Source organism: Ekhidna sp. (assembly GCF_965247405.1).
Taxonomy (GTDB): domain Bacteria; phylum Bacteroidota; class Bacteroidia; order Cytophagales; family Cyclobacteriaceae; genus Ekhidna.
In genome coordinates, this window is the sequence record NZ_OZ252014.1 from 2,802,218 (window position 1) to 2,822,741 (window position 20,524).

At 37.5% G+C, this 20,524-nt stretch carries 18 protein-coding genes; 16 read left to right on the forward strand and 2 right to left on the reverse strand.

Going from position 1 to position 20,524, the window contains the following annotated elements; all coding sequences use genetic code 11:
* From ACP14Y_RS12725 to ACP14Y_RS12800, 16 genes are all read left to right on the forward strand, one after another.
* On the forward strand, window positions 1–1,299 hold the full coding sequence (locus tag ACP14Y_RS12725) for a hypothetical protein (RefSeq protein WP_424963341.1): 1,299 nt from the start codon (window positions 1–3) through the stop codon (window positions 1,297–1,299).
* A 16-nt stretch (window positions 1,300–1,315) separates the two neighbouring features.
* On the forward strand, window positions 1,316–2,398 hold the full coding sequence (wecB, locus tag ACP14Y_RS12730; RefSeq protein ID WP_424963342.1) for a non-hydrolyzing UDP-N-acetylglucosamine 2-epimerase: 1,083 nt from the start codon (window positions 1,316–1,318) through the stop codon (window positions 2,396–2,398).
* Between the two features lie 2 nt (window positions 2,399–2,400).
* A complete protein-coding gene (locus tag ACP14Y_RS12735) occupies window positions 2,401–3,687 on the forward strand; it encodes an oligosaccharide flippase family protein (protein ID WP_424963343.1) in 1,287 nt (428 codons plus the stop codon).
* On the forward strand, window positions 3,684–4,298 hold the full coding sequence (gene hisH / locus ACP14Y_RS12740) for an imidazole glycerol phosphate synthase subunit HisH (RefSeq protein ID WP_424963344.1): 615 nt from the start codon (window positions 3,684–3,686) through the stop codon (window positions 4,296–4,298). The genes ACP14Y_RS12735 and hisH overlap by 4 nt, the downstream gene beginning before the upstream one ends.
* Before the next feature lies 1 nt (window position 4,299).
* Window positions 4,300–5,064: an AglZ/HisF2 family acetamidino modification protein gene (locus ACP14Y_RS12745; RefSeq protein ID WP_424963345.1), complete on the forward strand. Its 765-nt coding sequence runs from the start codon at window positions 4,300–4,302 to the stop codon at window positions 5,062–5,064.
* Window positions 5,065–5,084: 20 nt separating this feature from the next.
* Window positions 5,085–6,215 (forward strand): N-acetyl sugar amidotransferase, encoded by a 1,131-nt coding sequence (locus ACP14Y_RS12750; RefSeq protein ID WP_424963346.1) that lies wholly within the window; start codon window positions 5,085–5,087, stop codon window positions 6,213–6,215.
* On the forward strand, window positions 6,173–7,387 hold the full coding sequence (locus tag ACP14Y_RS12755; protein ID WP_424963347.1) for a hypothetical protein: 1,215 nt from the start codon (window positions 6,173–6,175) through the stop codon (window positions 7,385–7,387). The genes ACP14Y_RS12750 and ACP14Y_RS12755 overlap by 43 nt, the downstream gene beginning before the upstream one ends.
* On the forward strand, window positions 7,374–8,600 hold the full coding sequence (locus tag ACP14Y_RS12760) for a glycosyltransferase (protein WP_424963348.1): 1,227 nt from the start codon (window positions 7,374–7,376) through the stop codon (window positions 8,598–8,600). Before ACP14Y_RS12755 ends, ACP14Y_RS12760 begins: the two co-directional genes overlap by 14 nt.
* Window positions 8,601–8,605: 5 nt before the next feature.
* Window positions 8,606–9,688: a hypothetical protein gene (locus ACP14Y_RS12765; protein ID WP_424963349.1), complete on the forward strand. Its 1,083-nt coding sequence runs from the start codon at window positions 8,606–8,608 to the stop codon at window positions 9,686–9,688.
* A gap of 228 nt (window positions 9,689–9,916) precedes the next feature.
* Window positions 9,917–10,729, forward strand: coding sequence for a glycosyltransferase family 2 protein (locus tag ACP14Y_RS12770; RefSeq protein WP_424963350.1), 813 nt, complete (start codon window positions 9,917–9,919; stop codon window positions 10,727–10,729).
* Window positions 10,726–11,916 carry a glycosyltransferase gene (locus ACP14Y_RS12775; RefSeq protein ID WP_424963351.1) on the forward strand — a complete coding sequence of 397 codons (1,191 nt, stop codon included), beginning with the start codon at window positions 10,726–10,728 and terminating at the stop codon, window positions 11,914–11,916. The genes ACP14Y_RS12770 and ACP14Y_RS12775 overlap by 4 nt, the downstream gene beginning before the upstream one ends.
* Window positions 11,917–12,027: 111 nt before the next feature.
* Window positions 12,028–12,945, forward strand: coding sequence for a sulfotransferase domain-containing protein (locus ACP14Y_RS12780; RefSeq protein WP_424963352.1), 918 nt, complete (start codon window positions 12,028–12,030; stop codon window positions 12,943–12,945).
* Window positions 12,945–16,490, forward strand: a complete 3,546-nt coding sequence (locus tag ACP14Y_RS12785) for a PKD domain-containing protein (protein WP_424963353.1) — start codon at window positions 12,945–12,947, stop codon at window positions 16,488–16,490. The genes ACP14Y_RS12780 and ACP14Y_RS12785 overlap by 1 nt, the downstream gene beginning before the upstream one ends.
* A gap of 196 nt (window positions 16,491–16,686) precedes the next feature.
* The gene (locus tag ACP14Y_RS12790; RefSeq protein ID WP_348283916.1) at window positions 16,687–17,178 is read left to right on the forward strand and encodes an Lrp/AsnC family transcriptional regulator; all 492 of its coding nucleotides are present in this window, start codon (window positions 16,687–16,689) and stop codon (window positions 17,176–17,178) included.
* Window positions 17,171–17,659 (forward strand): phosphoribosyltransferase family protein, encoded by a 489-nt coding sequence (locus ACP14Y_RS12795; protein WP_424963354.1) that lies wholly within the window; start codon window positions 17,171–17,173, stop codon window positions 17,657–17,659. Before ACP14Y_RS12790 ends, ACP14Y_RS12795 begins: the two co-directional genes overlap by 8 nt.
* A 140-nt stretch (window positions 17,660–17,799) precedes the next feature.
* Window positions 17,800–18,174, forward strand: a complete 375-nt coding sequence (locus ACP14Y_RS12800) for an endonuclease domain-containing protein (RefSeq protein WP_424963355.1) — start codon at window positions 17,800–17,802, stop codon at window positions 18,172–18,174.
* 209 nt (window positions 18,175–18,383) lie between these two features.
* On the opposite strand, the gene ACP14Y_RS12805 is transcribed toward ACP14Y_RS12800, so the two are convergent.
* Together ACP14Y_RS12805 and ACP14Y_RS12810 are read right to left on the reverse strand one after the other, a co-directional pair.
* Entirely contained in the window at window positions 18,384–19,427 is a 1,044-nt protein-coding gene (locus tag ACP14Y_RS12805) for a hypothetical protein (RefSeq protein WP_424963356.1), read from the reverse strand.
* Between the two features lie 17 nt (window positions 19,428–19,444).
* On the reverse strand, window positions 19,445–20,521 hold the full coding sequence (locus ACP14Y_RS12810) for a glycosyltransferase family protein (protein ID WP_424963357.1): 1,077 nt from the start codon (window positions 20,519–20,521) through the stop codon (window positions 19,445–19,447).
* Window positions 20,522–20,524: the final 3 nt, after the last annotated feature.

Sequence of the window (20,524 nt, forward strand, 5' to 3'; positions counted from 1 at the left end):
ATGGGGCTGAAGGATCTCATTGTTACACCCATTTACCTCATCCTGTTTTCGGTGATTGCCTATTTCATCAGGCCATACGTAACCAATGATCAAACCAAGAAATACTTCTTGCCTGCGCTGTGGGCACGTTTTGCAGGGGCGATATTGCTAGGAGTGCTATATCAGTTTTACTATGGAGGAGGAGATACATTTAATTATTGGGAGCATGGAAGCAGGTGGATTTATGAAGCGTTTCAGGAAGATATTACCACAGGAATCAAACTATTGCTGGACAATGGTGGAAGTAGAGCCTTGGATGAAACATACGCTTACTCAACTAGAATATGGTATTACCGAGATCCTGCTTCATATGCAGTTGTAAGACTGACGGCACTCTTCGACTTATTCACCCTTCACACATATTCAGCTACCTCTTTATTTTTTGCGGTTTTCAGTTTCTCAGGGATGTGGGCAATGTATTCTACCCTTCAAAATAAATATCCCAATAATTCAGGCTGGTTAGCAGTTGCAGTATTGTTTATACCATCTGTAATTTTTTGGGGTTCAGGTATTCTGAAAGATACGGTAACACTTGGTGCTTTAGGATGGATGACCTGGTCATTGATTAGGTGGATAGATTTGAAAAAGCAAACATTTAAAGAGGTGCTAGTTTTCATCATTTCCTTTTTTCTCATTTTTTCTATCAAAAAGTATATCCTCATTTGTTTTATTCCGATGGTTGCCGTTTGGCTGTTCATGAAGAATTTAAAGCGAATTAGAAATGTGGCTCTTAGAGTATTGATTATCCCATTTCTACTCATATTATTTGGTATTTCGGGGTTCTTTGCGCTTCAACAAATTTCCAGGGAGGATGATAAATACAAGTTAGAAAGTTTAGCTGAACGTGCCCGTATAACAGCTTATGACATTCGATATGGATGGGGTGCTAGAAATGGTGGTGATGGGGGTTATGATATTGGTCTTCCTGATGGGACATGGCAAGGGATGATCAGACTCTCACCAGCGGCAATTAATGTAAGTTTATTCAGGCCCTATTTTTGGGAAGTCAGAAATCCTTTGATGTTATTAGCTGCAATTGAGTCAACAGTTTTTCTATTCTTCTTTATTAGACTGATTGTTAAGAATCGGCTGGTTTCGATTTTTCAAGATCCCTTTCTGAGTTTTTGTTTTGGATTTTCCCTTCTGTTTGCATTTGCAGTGGGTATAAGTACTTTCAATTTTGGTACTCTAATGAGATACAAAATTCCTTTTCTGCCATACTTCATTTTAATGTTAATCCTAAATCGGAGGAAAATTTAGTTCCTTGTATCAAGATATGAAAATCGTAACTATAGTAGGCGCAAGACCCCAATTTATAAAGGCGTCAGTGGTGAGTCATTTATTTGCGCAGGATGATGAAATTGAAGAAATACTGATTCATACAGGTCAACATTTTGATAACAATATGTCTGAAGTTTTTTTTCATCAAATGGGGATTCCAGAGCCTAAATACAATCTTGAAGTGCAAGGAGGACACCATGGATATATGACAGGTAGAATGATGGAAAAAATTGAAGAGATCCTTCTAGTCGAGAAACCGAATTTTGTCTTAGTATATGGCGATACGAATTCTACTCTTGCAGGGGCACTTGCAGCAAAAAAACTCAAAATAAAGGTCATACATGTTGAAGCTGGACTGAGAAGCTTCAATGACGATATGCCTGAAGAGGTTAACAGGATTATAACAGATAGGGTCTCAAGTATACTTTTTTTCCCAACAGAGGCTGCTAGAGAAAACTTAGAAAATGAAGGATTTCCTTTCGATGGGCAAAAACTGGTAAAATGTGGTGATGTAATGTTCGATGCGTCATTAGCTTTTTCGGCCAAGGCTGAAAGAGTATCAAGAATTTTAGATGATTTAAGCTTGGAGCCTCAGAATTTTGTTTTGAGTACGTTGCATCGAGCGGAAAATACAGATTCCGAGGAAAGGTTAAGGTCAATAGTGAATTCTCTTAATGATTTAAATAAAAAATTTCCAGTGGTTTTACCTATTCATCCTAGAACCAGGAAAAAGCTTCAGGAATATAAAATAGAATTAAAGGTTAAAACAACTGATCCGGTTGGATATCTCGATATGTTGATGTTGTTAAAAAATTGTCGATTCGTGATGACGGATAGTGGAGGCGTACAAAAAGAGGCTTATTTTTTTGAAAAACCTTGTCTGACGTTAAGAGATGAAACAGAATGGAGAGAATTAGTGGAGTTTGGATATAACCGAATTTGTGGAGCTTCTGAAGAGCTAATAGCTACAGTTGCAGATGAATATTTATCAAAAAATATACAGTTCAAAAAAGGGATCTATGGTGATGGTCATGCCGCAAATGAAATAAAGAAAGGGATTATCAATTACGTGAAATGATAGTGGTTTTGATTAAAAAGATAAAATCCTTAATTCGTCGTGATGAATATATTAAAAATTTTTTGACCCTATTCTCAGGGACTGCTTTTGTTCAAATATTGCCTTTTTTCACCGCTCCTATTACTACCAGAATTTATGATCCTCAGGATTATGGATATACAGCAATGTATGCTGCAGTTGTAGGACTATTCACCTTATTTATTTCTTCGCATTATGTGCATTTTATTATGCTTTCAAAGCGGATGAAGGATATTGTTAACATCTTCATTCTCACACTGTTCATTGCTGTAATTGTGACAGCAATACTTACAATTTTAGTGTTCATCATTCCAAAACCATTCCTAACAGGAATATTAGATGACAACTATTTTTTCTTTTTGTATTTCCTTCCCATTTCTGTTTTTCTAAACGGGTTTGGATCAGTCCTGGGGATTTGGAATAATAAAATGGGGAAGTATAAGTTAATGGCCTCCATTAAGATTTTTGATGCTGTTTTCAGCATTGTAGTGGTAATAGGGATTGGAATATTAATTGATGGTCCTTATGGATTATTTATCGCTATCATTACAGGCCCATTGATTAGTTCCTCGATCAATATCGCTTCTTTTTTGAGGAATGATTCCAAATATCTAAAACTCGTTTCATCTAATTGGATTAGGAAACTAGTGATCAGAGAGATCAGATATGCTATCTATATTTTCCCTGGAGATTTAATTAATAAATACATAAATCTATTACCACTATTCATCATCGAATTCCTTGGAGGAAAAGTAAGCCTTGGAAATTATCAGTTTTCTCAGAGAATACTTGGTCTACCAATCAACTTTGTAGGAACTGCAGTACTGGAAGTTTTCAGAAAAAAAGCAATTGATGATTACAATAGTTACGGTAATTGCATTTCAATATTCAAAAAGACTTTTTCAATGTTATCACTACTTAGTCTGCTGCCAACTTTAACATTGATGTTCTTTGCTCCTGAAATATTCGAATTCGTGTTTGGAGATAAATGGTATGGAGCAGGACGCATCACCCAAGCACTTAGTATTTTGTATTTTTTTAAAATGGTAGCAAGTCCTCTCAGTTATATGTATTATGTTGTCAGGAGGACCAAAGAAGATTTGATTACACAAATTTGTTTGGTTGTATTCAATCTTAGTGCCCTTGCGGTCGGATACTTTTACTTTAAAGATGTATTTACAATGGTTTTATTGTATGCGTTATCCTACTCTGGTATTTATATTATTCAGTTGATTCGCTCATATCAATTTGCTAAAGGAACAGTAAAATGATCGCAATTTTAGATTACGGAGTGGGGAACCTAGGTTCCATCAAAAACATGCTTAAGAAAGTTGGCCAAAAAGCGGAAATTGTATCAACTTCTGAGGGTATTGAAAACGCTGACAAATTTATCCTTCCTGGGGTAGGGTCTTTTGATAATGGAATTAAGAGACTAAGAGAATCTGAATTTTATGATCGATTCACTAAAAGCGTAATTGTTGATAAAAAACCTGTTTTAGGCATTTGTTTGGGATTTCAATTACTATTCGAAAGTAGTGAGGAAGGCAAAGAACCTGGTTTAGGGTGGCTAAAAGGTGAGGTAGTAAAGTTCGATTCTTCTAAATTATCTAGTGAACTAAAGATTCCTCATATGGGATGGAATGAAGTTATCTCGGACCAAAATTTTTCACTTATAGAGGGGTTGATTACGCCAAGATTCTATTTTGTTCATTCCTACCACGTTGACAATGTACCCAGTGCATATTCAACTTTGACCTGTAATTATGGATATCAGTTTGTATGTGGTGCAGAAATGGGAAATATTTTAGGAGTACAATTTCACCCGGAGAAGAGCCATAAATTTGGTATGGGCCTATTATCCAATTACGGTCGAAATTATTGATATGCGAAGAGTAAGAGTAATTCCAACACTTCTTATTAGGGATGGTAAACTTGTAAAATCGCTAAAGTTTAAAAAGCATGATTATCTCGGAGATCCAATCAATACCGTTAGAATTTTTAATGATAAAGAAGCTGATGAATTGGTCTTGTTAAATATTTCGAACAACCGACACAAACAATCAATTAATTACCATCTTATTAAGGATATAGTCAGCGAGGCGTTCATGCCAATTGCATATGGTGGAGGTGTTAGAACACTTGAGCAGATAGGTGAAATTTTAAATTTGGGGGTTGAAAAAATTATCCTCAACACCTCGTTGATAAATGAAAAATTAATCCAAGATGCAGTGGCTGCTTTTGGAAGTCAAAGTATTGTAGCTTCCCTGGATATCAATAAGAATCTATTTGGAGCAAGTGGATTTTATATCAATAATGGAAAGAAGAAAATAAGCTCAGATCCAATTCAATTTGCAAAGCAGTGCGAACAATTAGGTATTGGAGAAATTATTCTACATTCAATTCAGAGAGAAGGAACGTATCTGGGGTATGATTGTCAGTTGATTAAAAAAGTGAGTGAAGCTGTAAGTATTCCTTTGGTAGCACTGGGTGGGGCTGGTTCAATCGAAGATTTTAAAGCAGCTATCGATTCAGGAGCTTCTGCAGTGGCTGCAGGTAGTTTATTTGTATATTCTGGAAAAAGAAAAGGGGTATTGATTAACTATCCTAATGATGAACTAAAGATAAAACTATACGAAAAGTTAAAATGACTCAATGCTCAAACTGTGTGATGGATACCACTACCTCTCAAATAACATTTGATGAGAAAGGAGTCTGTAATTATTGTAGGTCTTTTAATGAGATTGCTGAGAAGACCATTCATAGAGCAGAAGAGATTAAGAGTGAGGAATTAGCTCGAGCCGTCGAAGCTGTAAAGAAAATTGGGAGAAATCAGGAATATGATTGCATTCTTGGCTTAAGTGGTGGGGTTGATAGCACCTATCTGGCATATTTAACTTCTGAGCTTGGCCTTCGACCTCTTTGTGTGCATTTTGATAATGGGTGGAACTCCGAGATTGCAGTACAAAACATTCATAATATTGTAAATAAATTAGGTTTTGATCTGCATACTTTCGTGATGGATTGGGACGAATTTAAGGATATTCAACTCTCGTATTTTAAAGCATCTGTTTTAGACCTGGAGGTGCCCACTGACCAATTTATTTTTGCAGCTCTTTATAAAATAGCCAAAGAAAACGGTATTCGAACCATTCTAAGTGGCAATAACCTTGCAACGGAGTTTGTCTTACCATTTGATTGGAGGTATGATAAGTTTGATATAACTAATCTAAAAAGCATTCATGCAAAGTATGCGAAGGGTAGATTAAGAAAGCTTCCTAAATTAGGTCCAATACAACGCCACTGGTATGAAGTGGCTTTGCAGATCAAAGATGTGAAATTGTTGAACTTGATAGCTTATAAGAAGCTGGAAGTAAAAAAAATAATTTCTGACAAACTAGGGTGGAAGGATTATGGGGGCAAGCACTACGAATCAATATTCACTCGATGGTACCAGGGAGTCTACCTGCCAACAAAATTTTCTATAGACAAGCGAAAAGCTCATTTATCTAATATGATCTTAAATGGTGAAATAACCAAGGATGAGGCATTGGAGGAGCTCAAAAATCCAACATATGACCCCTCCCTTCAACTTGAAGATAATGAGTATGTTGCGAAGAAATGGGGTTTCAGTGAGGCGGAGTTTACTAAATACATGGACTTACCACCGAGGGATCATAGAGATTTTAAAACTGATAAGAATTTTGGCTATCAAATTAGGTTCATTCTCTTCAGGCTATTGACCTATTTACCCATCAGATGTGGAAGATTGTTGGGTTTATTACCTCGTCAGACTTTATGAAGATTGTTTACGTTGGGATGATCAGAAGAAGTAGCGCAAGAGGTGTTATTAAAAAAGTCATTTCCAAAATTCAGTTTCTTAGCACCTATTATGATATTGATGGGCTATTGCTCTTTGATGAGCTTAGAGATTTACCTTCAGGGATACCAATAAATATACGATGTGAGCAAACCAAAGGGAATAGCTTTATAGCTATTCAGAATCTTGTAGATATTGAGTCATATGATCTGGTCATCATGCGTTACCCCGGTGCTTCCAAAGGGCTTTTGAGGTTTTTAAAAACATTTCCTAAAAAAGTCATTTTTGAGCATAACTCAATTGAAGAGAAGGAAAAACTGTTTTATCTCAAGTCGTTTTCCATTAAGGACTATCTCTATCAGTTGACACATTGGAAGTGGACAATAATCAAGGGATGGATTCAGCTGTACCATGAAAAAAAAATTGGGTCTAAATGTCTTGCCTTGGCAAAAGGTGGCATTGGAGTGACCAATGAGATTGCTAGTTATGAAAGATCTCGGTGTAAAAATTATGAGATTCAAGTCATTGCTAACGGAATAGATGTTTCAAAAGTACCATTAAGAGAAATACCTGTTTTTGTTTCGACCAGCCCTCTCATATTATTCTTTTCTAGTGGTAGTGCGAATGATTGGCACGGCATTGATCGGCTGCTTAATGGCATATACAACTATCAGGGAAATCGGGAAATAAAACTTTATATCGTAGGGCTTTATTTGAATGAGAATCAAAAACTGATTGATCAAATAAATGCTTCTCGTAATAAAAGTATTGAATGTCTGGGTTTAATAGAATCATCTCAAGCCTTTCAACTTTCCAGCCATTGTCACTTAGGAATTGGTAGTTTGGGACTTCACAGAATACCACTATCTGAAGCTTGTACATTAAAGGTACGTGAGTACTGTGCTATGAGCCTCCCCTTTGTGCTTAGTCATACTGATGTGGACACAGCTAAAAATGAAAAATTCAAGTCATTTTTCTACCAAATACCGGCAAATGAATCAGCTGTAGATATTGAGGAAATGATTGATTTTACTGAAAAAGTCTACAACCAGAAAGATGTAAGGATTTTAAGGGAGCTTTGCGAAAAGTATATGAGCGTAGAAGTTAAAATGAAGGAAATGGCGAGATTACTTTCAGATTATGCAAAAAAATGAGCAAAGACAGCTGGCCCTTTTTACACTCAAATATCCTTATGGCAATTCTGAGCCATTTATTGAGAATGAAATAGAAGTCCTGGCTAAAAGCTTCTCAAAAGTATTTGTTTTTCCCTCTGAAAGCGATTCTAATAAGCGGCCAGTTCCTCAAAATGTTTATGTTCAAAATGATCTATGCCGAATTAGAAGTGGTAAGAGACACATTTTGAGGGTTTTGATAAAGCATCCATTCAAAGTAATTAAATGCTTTTTAGTAGAACTTCTAGGAAGCGATTCACAATCTTATATCACCTACTGGAAAAGTATGCTTGATTACCTATGCCAGGATCTGGACAAATACTCCAGGTTGAAACGATGGGTGTCAAAAAAATCGAATCATAACATGATCTTTTATGATTATTGGTTTTTAAACTCTGCTGTGAGTCTTGCCTACCTGAGAAAGCAAAACCATATTAATAAACTTGTAACGCGGGCACATGGGTTTGATTTATATGACGATAGACACCTTGAGGGTGCTATTCCATTTCGATCATTTAAGATTAAATGGATTGATAGGGTTTATTGCATCAGCAAACACGGCCAAGAATATCTTAAGTCTAAGATAGATTCTGAATATCATTTCAAGGTCTTGCTTAGCTATATGGGAGTGAAGACCGGAACAGTTAAAGCGGAAAATTCTGATGATGATAAAATAACAATCGTTACGTGCGGTAGGGTGATAGACTTTAAGAACATCCATAAGATGCCAGAAATTCTTAAAAAAGTGGCTTGTAAAGTTAAATGGATTCACTTTGGTGATGGCCCCTTATTGCAAGAAGTTAAGCTAATAATACCGGCACTGAACAGCAACATTGAAACAACACTTTATGGAGATGTTCCAAACGCTACTATTCTAGACTTTTATAGAAACAACCAAGTTGATTTGTTTATGTCATTAAGCAAATCAGAGGGCCTTCCAATCTCAATGATGGAAGCTCAGATGTACGGAATACCTATCCTGGCTTTATGTGTCAATGGGGTTCCTGAAATTGTTAGTGAAGAAACGGGCTTTTGTATTGATCCAAAAATTGAATTATCGGATTTAGCTGAAAACTTCGCAGGTTATCTGGAAAGCCTTCACCGTTTCGATAGAGATGCTATTAGTAAAAGAGCTAAGGAGTTATTCGATAGGGAAAGTAATTACAGGAGTTTTTGCGAAAACCTTAAATGGTGATTCATATGGAGTTAAAAAGAAAAAATATCTTAATTGTTTCGCCTGAGCCATGGGAGCATATCTTCGTTTCTAAACATCACTACGCAACACACTTGGCTTTAAGAGGAAATAATATTGTTTTCCTCAATCCACCATCAGAAAAATTTTCAATTAAAGAAACTGAGTATCAAAATTTAAAAGTTTGCGATTATAAGGGGTTTTGGAAGGGCTTGAGATTGTACCCAAAGACTATTAGAGCAATTAACCAAAGAAAAGTATTATCAGCTATTGAGAGGATTAGTAAGCTTAAATTTGATATTATTTGGTCTTTCGATAATTCGGTTTTTTTTGATTTTGACGCGTTACCTCAGCCTATATTCAAGATATCCCACATTGTTGATCTTAATCAGGATTTCCAGACAAAAAATGCCGCTAAATCCGCTGATGTTTGTATTGGAGTTACAAGAGAAATCGTAAAAAGGTTAAAATATTATAATCCAAATAGTCACTTTATCAATCATGGATTGAACGTTGCAATTACACGAGATATTCCTGTTGACCTACCTGGAGATAATAAAACCAAGGTTTTGTATGTTGGTAACCTTGCCATGAAATATTTAGATTGGCACACTCTGTATTTATCAATAAAAATGTATCCTGAGTCAGATTTCATTTTTATAGGTCCTAATGCCGATGATTGTAATTTGACAACAAATGAAACTCATCAATTTAAAAAGTTGTGCTCCTCTTGCACTAATGTTTATTTCCTTAAGCCAATCAAAAGTGAGGAAATCCAATCTTATCTGAACGCTGGTGATGTACTGATTATTTGTTATCAAGAAAAATACCATTCATATCAAGCAAATGCTCATAAAATACTGGAATATCTTTATTCAGGAAAACCAGTTTTAGCTTCTTATTCCTCAGCATACGAAGGTTTGGATTTGCTTTATATGGGTAAAAAGAATGAAAGCATGGTATATTCTCTAGGAGACATAGTAGCTGATTTGAAAGCTTTCAATACTAAAGACGATGTTAATAGAAGAAAAGAGTTTGCTTTAGAAAATACATATGAAAAGCAAATTCAGAGAATAGAGAAGCTAATTTAGAGATTGGATATCTCACCGTCACTTCAATATTTGTTAAGTTTCTAATAATAAGGGGTTTGTGATGATTTCCTATGTGATTATCACGGATCATAATTAAATGCATCACATAGATAATTGCTTTTGAAGACCTCTTTTGAAATGAATGAGTTTATTGTCGAGAAGTATTCTTCTTGGTTGAGTGTGAGATAAAATTAATATTGCATTGATTTTGAATACTTTAATTGAAGCTTGGAACCGCTCGTTAGCATAATTATAGCTGTTTTCAATGGTGAAAAATATATTCGGGAAGCGATTGAGTCTGCACTTAATCAAAGCTACTCTAAAATCGAATTATTAATCATTGATGATGGTAGTAAGGACAACACTGTTTCTATCATAGATTCATTTGTGGATAATCGGATTAAATTATTCAAACTGGTAAACAATCAGGGTGTTAGCAATGCGAGAAATGTTGGCTTGCATCATATGAAGGGAGATTATTTCTGTTTTTTAGATGCAGATGATATGTTACCTTCTAAAAGTATTGAGTCAAGATTAGAGGTTTTCAAAAAGTCTAAAAGCATCACATTTGTGGATGGAGTATGCGAAAAGTTTAATCATGATTTTTCTCTTAATACTCATACATGGCATCCAGCTTTTAAGGGAAATCCTTTAAGGGATTTAATTCGCTTGAGTGGGTTTTCATTTTTTGCATTGACATGGCTGATAAAAAGAGAGCCGATATCGAATTATCGTTTTGACCCAAATTTGACACATGGGGAGGATTTGCTATTCTTTATGCAGCTAGCGAGAAATCAAGATGCTGAATATGACTTTACAGAGGAAAGGGTGTTGCATTACCGTGTACACTCCGAATCTGCAATGAGAAGTAGTCTCAGAGATTTGGAAGAAGGATACAGCAGTATTTACAATACTATTAAGAGGTGGCCTGAGGTTTCTGAGAGTTTATCTTCTACTTTCAGGAAAAAATATAAGAGTATCATGTTTAAATCATACCTGGGCAATTTGCAGATTCTTAATGCCTTACGAATGTTAAAATGAATATTTTATTCATCGGTTATTGGGGTGCTAATGAGGGTTTGAGTCAAGCGACTATTAACCCACATTTAGAAATCCTTTTAGATTTCAAGGAGGTCGAAAAAGTGATTTATGTGAGCCTTGAAAGAAATAAGAGTAACTCTTTTAATGTCCCCAGTTCTATAAAACTGGATCATATTCCGCTTAAATCTGACAACTATCGGATTCGCCTTTTCAATAAAATTTTCGAGCAAATACAACATTCAAGGCAACTAAGAGATATCGTAAAGTTGTATGACGTTGATCTTGTCATCGCTCGCTCCAGTCTTGCAGGCAATTTTGCTTCTTATATTCATAAGAAATCAGGAATTCCTTTTGTAGTTGAATCATTTGAACCACATGCTGACTACATGTTGGAACTTGGCATATGGAAGAGGTGGGGGCTAAGCTACCTATATCAAAAAAGAATGGAGAGGATACAGAAAAAAAATGCCCTTCACATTTATCCAGTATCCAACAACTACAAAATGAAGCTTATTGAAGAGGGAGTAAAACCTAGTAAAATCACCACACTTCCCTGCGCTGTTGATCTAAATAAATTTTGTTTTGATAAAAATGCGAGGAGTGAACTAAGGGATCGTTTATATATACCTTCCAATGCAATTACAGGTATTTACGTGGGTAAATTTGGAGGCATTTATTTTTCATTACAAAGAGCTTTTAAATTGTTTAGAGAGTTTTATAAAAACATAGATCAATTTTACCTCATTCTATTGACCCCTGAAGATTCTACCCCAATACTTGATGAGGCAAGGCGTGTTGGAATTCCAACAGATAAGATTAAAATCGACTGTGTTCAGCACGATCAGGTCTCGTCATATCTCTCTGCATCAGATTTTGCATTTTCATTACATTTCCCAAGTGATTCTATGAAATTCGTATCCCCAATCAAAAATGGAGAATATTGGGCTTGTGGTCTTCCCAGCGTAATTTCAGAAGGAATCGGAGATGATTCGGAGATAATAAAAAACAGCGGTTGTGGAATTGTGTTGAGGAATGGAGAAGTACCTAAAAACGGCTATAAAGAGCTTATGAAACTCATCGCCAGCTCAGATAAGGATCAAGTGGTAGAATTAGCCAGGAATTTTAGAAGTTTTAGTAATTCTCAAGTGGCCTATAGACAACTGATTGATATTTACACACTTAAATGATCATAATGTCATTCAAATCATGCTTCAAGCCGTTTTTTTTAATGGTTTAATCGAATGTTACACTCAGGGTATCAATATGATACGTAGGTTTGTTAAGTAGAATTTGGCAAGATGGGAATATCTAGAATATGGAAGGACTTACAATTAAAATGGATTGCATCTCAAAGCAAGCGGAAGCCGGAAGACGCAATCGTCATTTTTAGTGATCCTCGTGGAGGTAGCACCTGGCTGGCACAAATTTTATCGGCAATACCCAAATCAGCAATTGTTTGGGAGCCACTTCATTTGGATTACAATCAATCTATAGAAAGACTCGGGTTTTCTTGGCGACAACATATTCCAATAGATGCCACCTGGAATGAAGCAAAATCTGAGTTTGACAAGATTCTTTCTGGAAAAAGACTTAACAGCTATTTAGCATTACTTAATGACCCATCAAATTACCAGAATCAGTCACAATTGATCGTAAAATTTTGTAGAGGGAATGGATTAATTCCATGGCTGACAAGTAACTATCAATTTAGATACAAGCCGATCCATTTCATAAGACATCCATACGCTATCGCTGCATCCCAGAAAAGACATGGTGGATGGAATTATGAGTTTAATGGATTTGAATATGGGAATAGTAGATATGATGAAATCTATCATAAACACAAGGAATTTTTAGACACGATTGAAACAAAATGGGAAGCAACCATTGCTACCTGGTGTATGACTAATCAAATACCGTTATCGGTTCCCGAAAATACACGAACCTGGCTAACGATCTATTATGAAGACTTATTTCTTGAGCCAGAAATAGTACTTAAATCCATATTTGATTCTTGGAATATGAAAGTGCCTCAAGGTTGTTATGACAGAGTGAGGCAGGAAAGTTATACCACAAGGACTAAAGTTGGGTTGGAAGATAAGGCGAGTCAATTGAGAAAATGGGAAAAAGAGTTCAGCAAATTCGAGATTGAAAGATTTGACGAGATAATGAACTACTTTCAAATTGATTTATACCGAAGTAAAATAAGTGCTTGATGAAAGGGTTTCTTTCCATAGGATTCATGCTGATGATAGTTGGTGCCTTTGGGCAATGTCCAACAGCAAGCTTTGCATTAGATCCGCAATACTGTCGAGAAGAGTCTGTCAACTTAACCAGTAATTTATCAGGTGAAGACAGCTACAGTTGGCATTTTTGCGAGGATACGATAAGTTCTTCCATATCAACAGATATTACTTTAGCGCAAGTAGTTAATGCTTTTAGGGCTAGTTATGCCTCTGAATATATAGAGTCAATTAATGCAATTGTGACTATAAGGAACAATGGGGAGCTGTGGTATAATGAGCTAAATGATAACTTAGATAATATTACTCACTCTTTGCTGATTAGTGGAACAGGTGATCCCTTTAGCTTTCCTCGCTCGATTAATTTTCTATATGAGGATGATATTTGGAAAGCCATTGTTGCTAACGAAGGGAGCATAAATCCCACCGTATTGGAATTCAATGATGGATTTGTCAATACTAATATCACCAATTATTCCATTACTACTGGAAATGTTACGGTTCTAAAAGGTTCAGACTATGTAGAATCAGGCGCGAGTAAATACTTTTTCACTGGTGACAATGGTGGTAATACCATTAATGTATTTGATTTTGGAAGCACAATTAATGCAACACCTACCCATAGCACTTTCACAGTTGGTTCTGTCAGTCAAATCACAGAAATTGAAATCATTGAAACATGTGATGGGTGGAAAGGGTTGATTACATCTTCACCTGATCAACAATTATTCTTATTGGATTTTGATTCAGGCATAGACCAACAACCAACCATTACAGAAATCGCCAATAGTTCGGATGGATTAACGGCACCTACATTTTTGAACATCGTCGAAAGTAGAGGGAAATATTATGTTTTTCTCCAAAATGATTCTGGAAATACTTTTCGATTGAACTTTGGAGAGTCCATTGACAACTCATTTACAATAGATGATTTTGGATCACTAACACCTAAAGGATATAGTGTTGGAATAGCCACTGGAGATTTGATGAAGCTTTTCGTTGTAGATATTGATAATTCAACCAAAGGCATCTATTTAAATAATTTTGATAGTAATTGTGGAGTTACGCCACCAGTTGTTTATAATAAAGATACCGCTCTTACATACACCACGTCAGGCAATTATGAAATTGAACTTGTAGCACAAAATGCATCAGGTAAAACCACATTTAGCCAAAGTTTTACTATCCTCCCCCAAACCGCACCGTCAATCACCCACAGCTCCCAAGAAGTTTGTGTGTCTAATCCTATCACTTTCACTCCCTCAAACTCCGGGCTGTCATCTTACTCCTGGGATTTTGATGGAGATGATATTGAAGATAGCACGGATCCAACACCATCGTTTGACTATTCAGTAGTAGGAGGTGGTCCCGGCCCTGGAACATACACCGTAAGAGTTGATGTCTCAGACGGCACCTGCAACAACTTTTACGAAGAGGAGGTAACAATCTACCCCGATCCCCCAGTTCCAGCATTCACCGTTACAGCCAGTGAGTGCGTAAATACAGATATTACATTCACAAATGACACAGACGAGTCCCAACACATGGGTGTCATCTCATACATGTGGGATTTTGATAATGATGGCACCATTGATAGTACGGATCCAAATCCTACATATGCATACTCAACTCCGGGAACTAAGACTGTGGTGCTCTACGATACCATTCCGGGCTGCAGCAATGTTTCAGCCACGTGGGACATAGATATTTCCCCCGGTCCAACAGCGGGATTCACACCTTCCACTACCTCCGCGTGTGAGGGTGATGTCATTTCGTTTACAGATTCGAGCTCTGGTGATTCACAAGACTACTTTTGGGATTTTCAAAACGGTTTCACTTCTACGGTACCTAATCCGCCAGCCCAGCTTTATGAAAATAGTGGTTCATACTTTGTTTCATTAAGAACCACAGACGCTCAAGGTTGTGAAGACACTTTCATTCAGGAAATAGCCATCTCCGCTTCTCCTCAAATCAACATCGATTTTGATATTCCTTGCACCTCACCGGATGGGGTTCAGTTTTTTGATTTAACTACCGTTGAGGGAGCTGACATTGTCAGTTGGTCTTGGGAAGTAGATGGAGAAGAAGTGTCCACTCTGCAAAACCCTACCATCAACTTCAACTCAACGGGCGTTAAAACCATAGGTTTGACCGTGCTAAGTTCCAATGGATGTGAGCAGTATGCCACAGAAGATATTGAGGTTCTGACAGCTCCTTCTCCTGATTTCTCCATTAATCTGGGTTGCCAGGGAGAGGTAACAGCATTTACAGATGAAACAGTATCTTCGGGTAATCCCATAGTTTCCTGGCTATGGACGTTGGATGGCATCAACTATGGAACGCAAGACATTAATCATGTTTTCGAAAATCCGGGAAGCTATGATGTCACATTGGAGGTAACCGGTCAAAATTTCTGTTCAGAGACCATTACCCAAACAGTTGATATCATCGAGTTACCTCAGGTCGGCTTTGTGATTGAAGGAGAATGCGACAATCAAATCATTCAAGCTATTGATGAATCAACTGTATCTGAAGATCCTGTGGTGTCACGCAGATGGATGCTAGATGGAGTCAGCGTGGGGAATGGTAGTGAGCTACTGCTTGATGAAATGGAAGACGGATCCTACGAGTTGGAGTTAGAATTGGAAACCGAATTTGGCTGTCTGGTGAGTACGTCACAAACGTTAGAAATTAATGATGCACCGGAATCTTCATTTATAAGTTCTCGAACGTATGGCATTCCAGGAGATCAACTGACTTTTACTAATACCTCAACAGGTGGAACATCCTACCAATGGCTATTGGATGGAGCGCTAAGAAGCACTGAATCTGGCGCTGAAAGTATCACCTTCCCAAATCCAGGTGAGTATAAGGTTGGATTGGTTTCGGAGAATAGTTTCGGATGCTATGATACCGCAACCCAGAATATTTTAATAGCCACTCCTGAGGTTGACCTGGCCATCGGCAGTTTCGAATTAGTCAATGAAAATAATACCGGTAAGATTTTCATGGAAATACAAAACTTTAGCAATCTCCCAGTAGAGATTACGGAAGCACAACTTGTGCTTGAGAATGAATTTCGCGTCAGTGAACAAATTCTGGAGTTTATTGGGGTAGGGGAATCGAGTCTGGTAAGCCTGAATGTCGGGATTCCGTTGACGGTCTCTGAACCGTCATATTTCTGTGTGACTCTGACCTCCCAATATGTAGACTTTGATGACATCAATCCGATAAACAACGAAAAGTGTTTAACCATCCAGCCAGCCGTTCAGGTAGAAGATCCATTTCCAAATCCGGTAACCGATCAGTTTAGGTTGAAGGTAATATTACCTGCAGAAGGAACCGCAACAGTTCGTCTGATCAATTCAGCTGGAAAAATTCATAAGGAAAATCGCTATGAAGCGACAACTGGATTAAACAATTTTTTCGTTGATATGAGCACACTTAATCCGGGTATTTACTACGTAACCGTGGATGTCCTGGGGAATACATTCAAACGAAAAGTAATCAAACTTTAATGTCATCCTCCCGTTAGGGTCTCATGTCAATTAATTGTTAAAGGTTTGTAGTTTATTTAAACGGCAACCAGAATTTTTATTAATAGTATTAATTTTGTGACGAATATAATTCTGTTGTGAAATAAGCATACGGATCAAAAAGAACCATAAAGAATATGCAAATTTCCATGTCGCCGCTGAAAAATTAAAGACACACATGAAAATACAATCATCGCGCATTAAACTCGACAAAATCGACCGCAAGATTCTTGACATCTTGCAATCAAACGCCAAAATCACCAACGCCCAACTTTCAAAAGATATTGGTCTGTCACCAGCTCCTACTCTCGAGCGAGTGAAAAAACTGGAGACCTCTGGAATTATCAAAAGCTACCATGCGAAGTTGGATACCGATAAAGTTGGATTGGGTGTTCACACATTTGTGCAGGTTTCGCTGAAGGGCCACAACAAAAAAAATATTGATGCTTTTATCAATGAGATTAATAGCATCCCTGAAGTGATCGAATGTCATCACATTACTGGTTCAGGTGATTTTATTTTAAAAATCATTTCGAGTGACATCCAATCTTACCAGAAACTGATGCTGGAAAAGGTGTCAGAAATTGAAGTGGTGGATGGCTTGCAATCCATGATAATACTCTCTACTTTCAAGGACAGCAAAGTAATGCCTGTGCCTGAAAATGAGTAGCAATCAAATTTTATCTCAGCCCAAGGTTGATCAAATCATCCGAAGAATTGCCTATCAGATATATGAAAACAACATGGGTGAGGATGTTGTGCTGGTAGGGGTAGATTCCGGGGGTAGAAAACTTGCCGAGCAGATCAATAATACACTCGCTGAGATATCTGGTAAAAAATCTATTTGTCATACCATTTCGCTGGATAAGGAAAATCCGTTGAATAAAGACATCCTTATAGATGGGGATGTCTCTGATTTAAAGGACAAAACCGTAATCTTATGTGATGATGTCTTAAACAGTGGACGCACATTGGCATATAGTTTAACCAAGCTGCTTACACTCCATGTGAAAAAGGTGGAAACTGCTGTATTGATTCTACGGACTCATGGAAGATTCCCGATATATGCTAATTACAAGGGTTATGAGCTTTCAACCACCATCAAGGAACATGTGGAAGTGCGGCCTGGGGATGGGGTGTTTTTGAATTAGGGTAATATATTCTTTTCCTCCGCACACCCTTGCATCCCTAAAGGGATCATCGCAATAGCTGACACAAGGTGGTAAGGTGCCCCTTCAGGGGTTAGGGGTAGCGTTGGAGAAATAGTAACGCATCCTTAATTTTATCTCATATGGGTGCTGACAACCGAGCAATGTTTTATGGAGCAAGAGCAGAAATATTCAGGAAAGCTGTTGAGTTAAGAGAAAATGAAACTGAGGCTGAGAAGCTACTTTGGGCTCACTTGTCTAAGAAGCAATTATCTGGATTGAAATTTCGTAGACAGCATCCGATATCTGAGTTTATAGTGGATTTTTATTGTCATAGTAAAAAACTTGTGATTGAACTAGATGGAGAAATCCATGATCAGGTTGATCAAAAAGAATATGACGCAGGAAGACAGCATGAACTTGAAAGCCTCGGGTTAAAAGTTCTCAGATTCAAAAATCGAGAGGTATTTGATGATTTGAAATCTGTGCTTGAAAGCATTAAGAAATCAGTAGAGTAAGTGCCAACTCACATCCTTGCATCTCTAAAGGAATCATCGCATAACTGATACATCAAAGGTGGTTAGGTGCCCCTTCAGGGGTTAGGGGTAGCGCAGGTGAAGTTGTGGAGAAATTACGCATTCTTATTCACCCTTTGATTCCCTAAAGGGACCCACCCACCACTAATGACCTTACTTTAAAGGCGCCCTTTTAAGGTTTAGGGGCTATATTAATAGTCCTTATACAAATTCGGCTTCCTTGTAAGCATCTCAAGACTCATTTCTACTAATTCACCCATATTTTCACATTCCAGAAAATCCTGATCTTCATAGAAATCAGCTAGTTCTTTTCTCAACCTTTTAATATTATCGGGTTTGGAGAGTTTATCCTTTTTCATCGCTGAAAGAAGGTCTGCAACTCGTTTATGCTCCACTTTTAGTCGATTGGCAATGTTTGATCTTTCTTCCCGTTGATACTGCCTCACTGTTTCAGGGGTCATATGTTTTAGTCCAATCTTAATAATGGGATTGTTCTGTGTATAATATTGAGGCAAATAGATAGCCCGTCGGCCTTCGTACGATTGCTGATCAAAATCAATCGCCCTGAGTCGGTACTCCACGTCTTCAAAATCAGGAGTTATGTCGATTACAAAGTTGCTGCTGTGCATATCGCCAAGCAGGCGTACGAAACAACGCTCGTTGAATTTTACAAATTCTTTGGCAAGTCTTATTTCGTTTAGGGTGCTACTCTTAAGGTATTTTTTAATAAAGAGCTCAGCTGGCACGCCAACAATATGTTCTTCGATCAGTGTTTCTTTATTAACCACATAGCTAATTTTATTAGGGGAAAGTAAGTGCTCCAACTCAAGGCCGTAAATACGGGAAGCATCGGCTCTTTTGATATAGAAATAATCAAAATTGTCGTTTATTTGATTTACCACTCGTATTCGAAACGGCTGTGTGTTTCCATAAGCACACAGGTCCACACGGTCTATGATCAGGTGATCCATGACAGATAGGTCTCCATCAGCTTTCATGATGGCATATACTTTCTTCAGTGAGGCATTTATATGCTGCATATCTCCTTGAGGGAAAAAAACAGTCTCCCAGAGCGTATCATTACCTGCCTTGTCATAGAGTGGGATGGAATTATCATAGCGAATCAGATCTCCATAGTAGATTGGTAAATCTATTTCGCGATCGTACTTATTGATGTATGATCTGAGCGCCTTGCTGATAGGGAAGATTTCCTTTTTCTTACTAATAATCGCCATGATCTCTTGAATCCATTTTAGAGGGTCAGTAAACTTAAAAAAGCCTCTGATGTGGAGTGACACCATCTCCTGAAATCATCTCCCACATCTACGTGATTTGGAAGATAATCCAACAAAATTTCTAAGTCAAAATTTTTACTCGATACTCCTGCGCCTGCTTTTGTAGCATCCAGGGCATTACACGCTTGCTCATAGTGACCTTCTACTGGAACCATCAAAATTGGCTTGCCAAAATACATTGCCTCGCAGACCGATTCAAAACCAGCAGTGGTCAGATATCCACGACATGACGCCATGAAGTTGATAAATTTTTTATCATCAAGTTGATGAAAAGTAAGGTTATTATCTACTTTCAGCTCATTGGGCTCATCTTTTTTGTCCCAGAAACAATGGATTGGTATCTCAGGGTGTTTTTTGTGGAAATCTCTGACTTCATTGGAGTATCCATGATTGACCATATACACCAGGAAATGATCACCTTCTCTGGGTCTATGTTTCTTGATTTCGTCTCTCAGAAGGGGAGGGGTAACAAATAGTCTTTTTCGGGGCTCGTCTCGCATCGATTGAAAAGAGAGCCCAAGAATTTTCTTCGCGCCATACCCAGCCAGCCTGTTTCCATAGAGCAGCGAGCTTTTATCATAAAAACGGCCTTTAGGAAATTCAAACTCAGAATGATTAAGTAAAAACTGATGGGCAAGTGCAATGTGTTCGATTCGTGGGCGCTTCAACAAAAAATACAATCCTCCGAGAAAGTCGTAAAAGTTGATAATAGCGTCGGGCTGATCTGCTTTGACGATTTTGTCAATTTGATTGACACTATTAAGAAAGGTGCGATACTTCCTTACGTTGAAGGTTAGTGTTTTAAAAACATTGACAGAGCGATCGTTATTATCAGTCACAAAGTTGGGACTCTCTAGCTGTGTGACCGGGCATTGAATTTTATCTAGAAAAAAATCTGGAATTATTCTTCGCTTGCTTTTTCCTACGATTACATGAGATACTTCATGGCCATTCGAAGTTAGAATATCATAAAGCGAAAGAGCCTGTGTCATATGGCCTCTGCCTTCTCCCTGAACGATAAAAATGTATTTCAATTG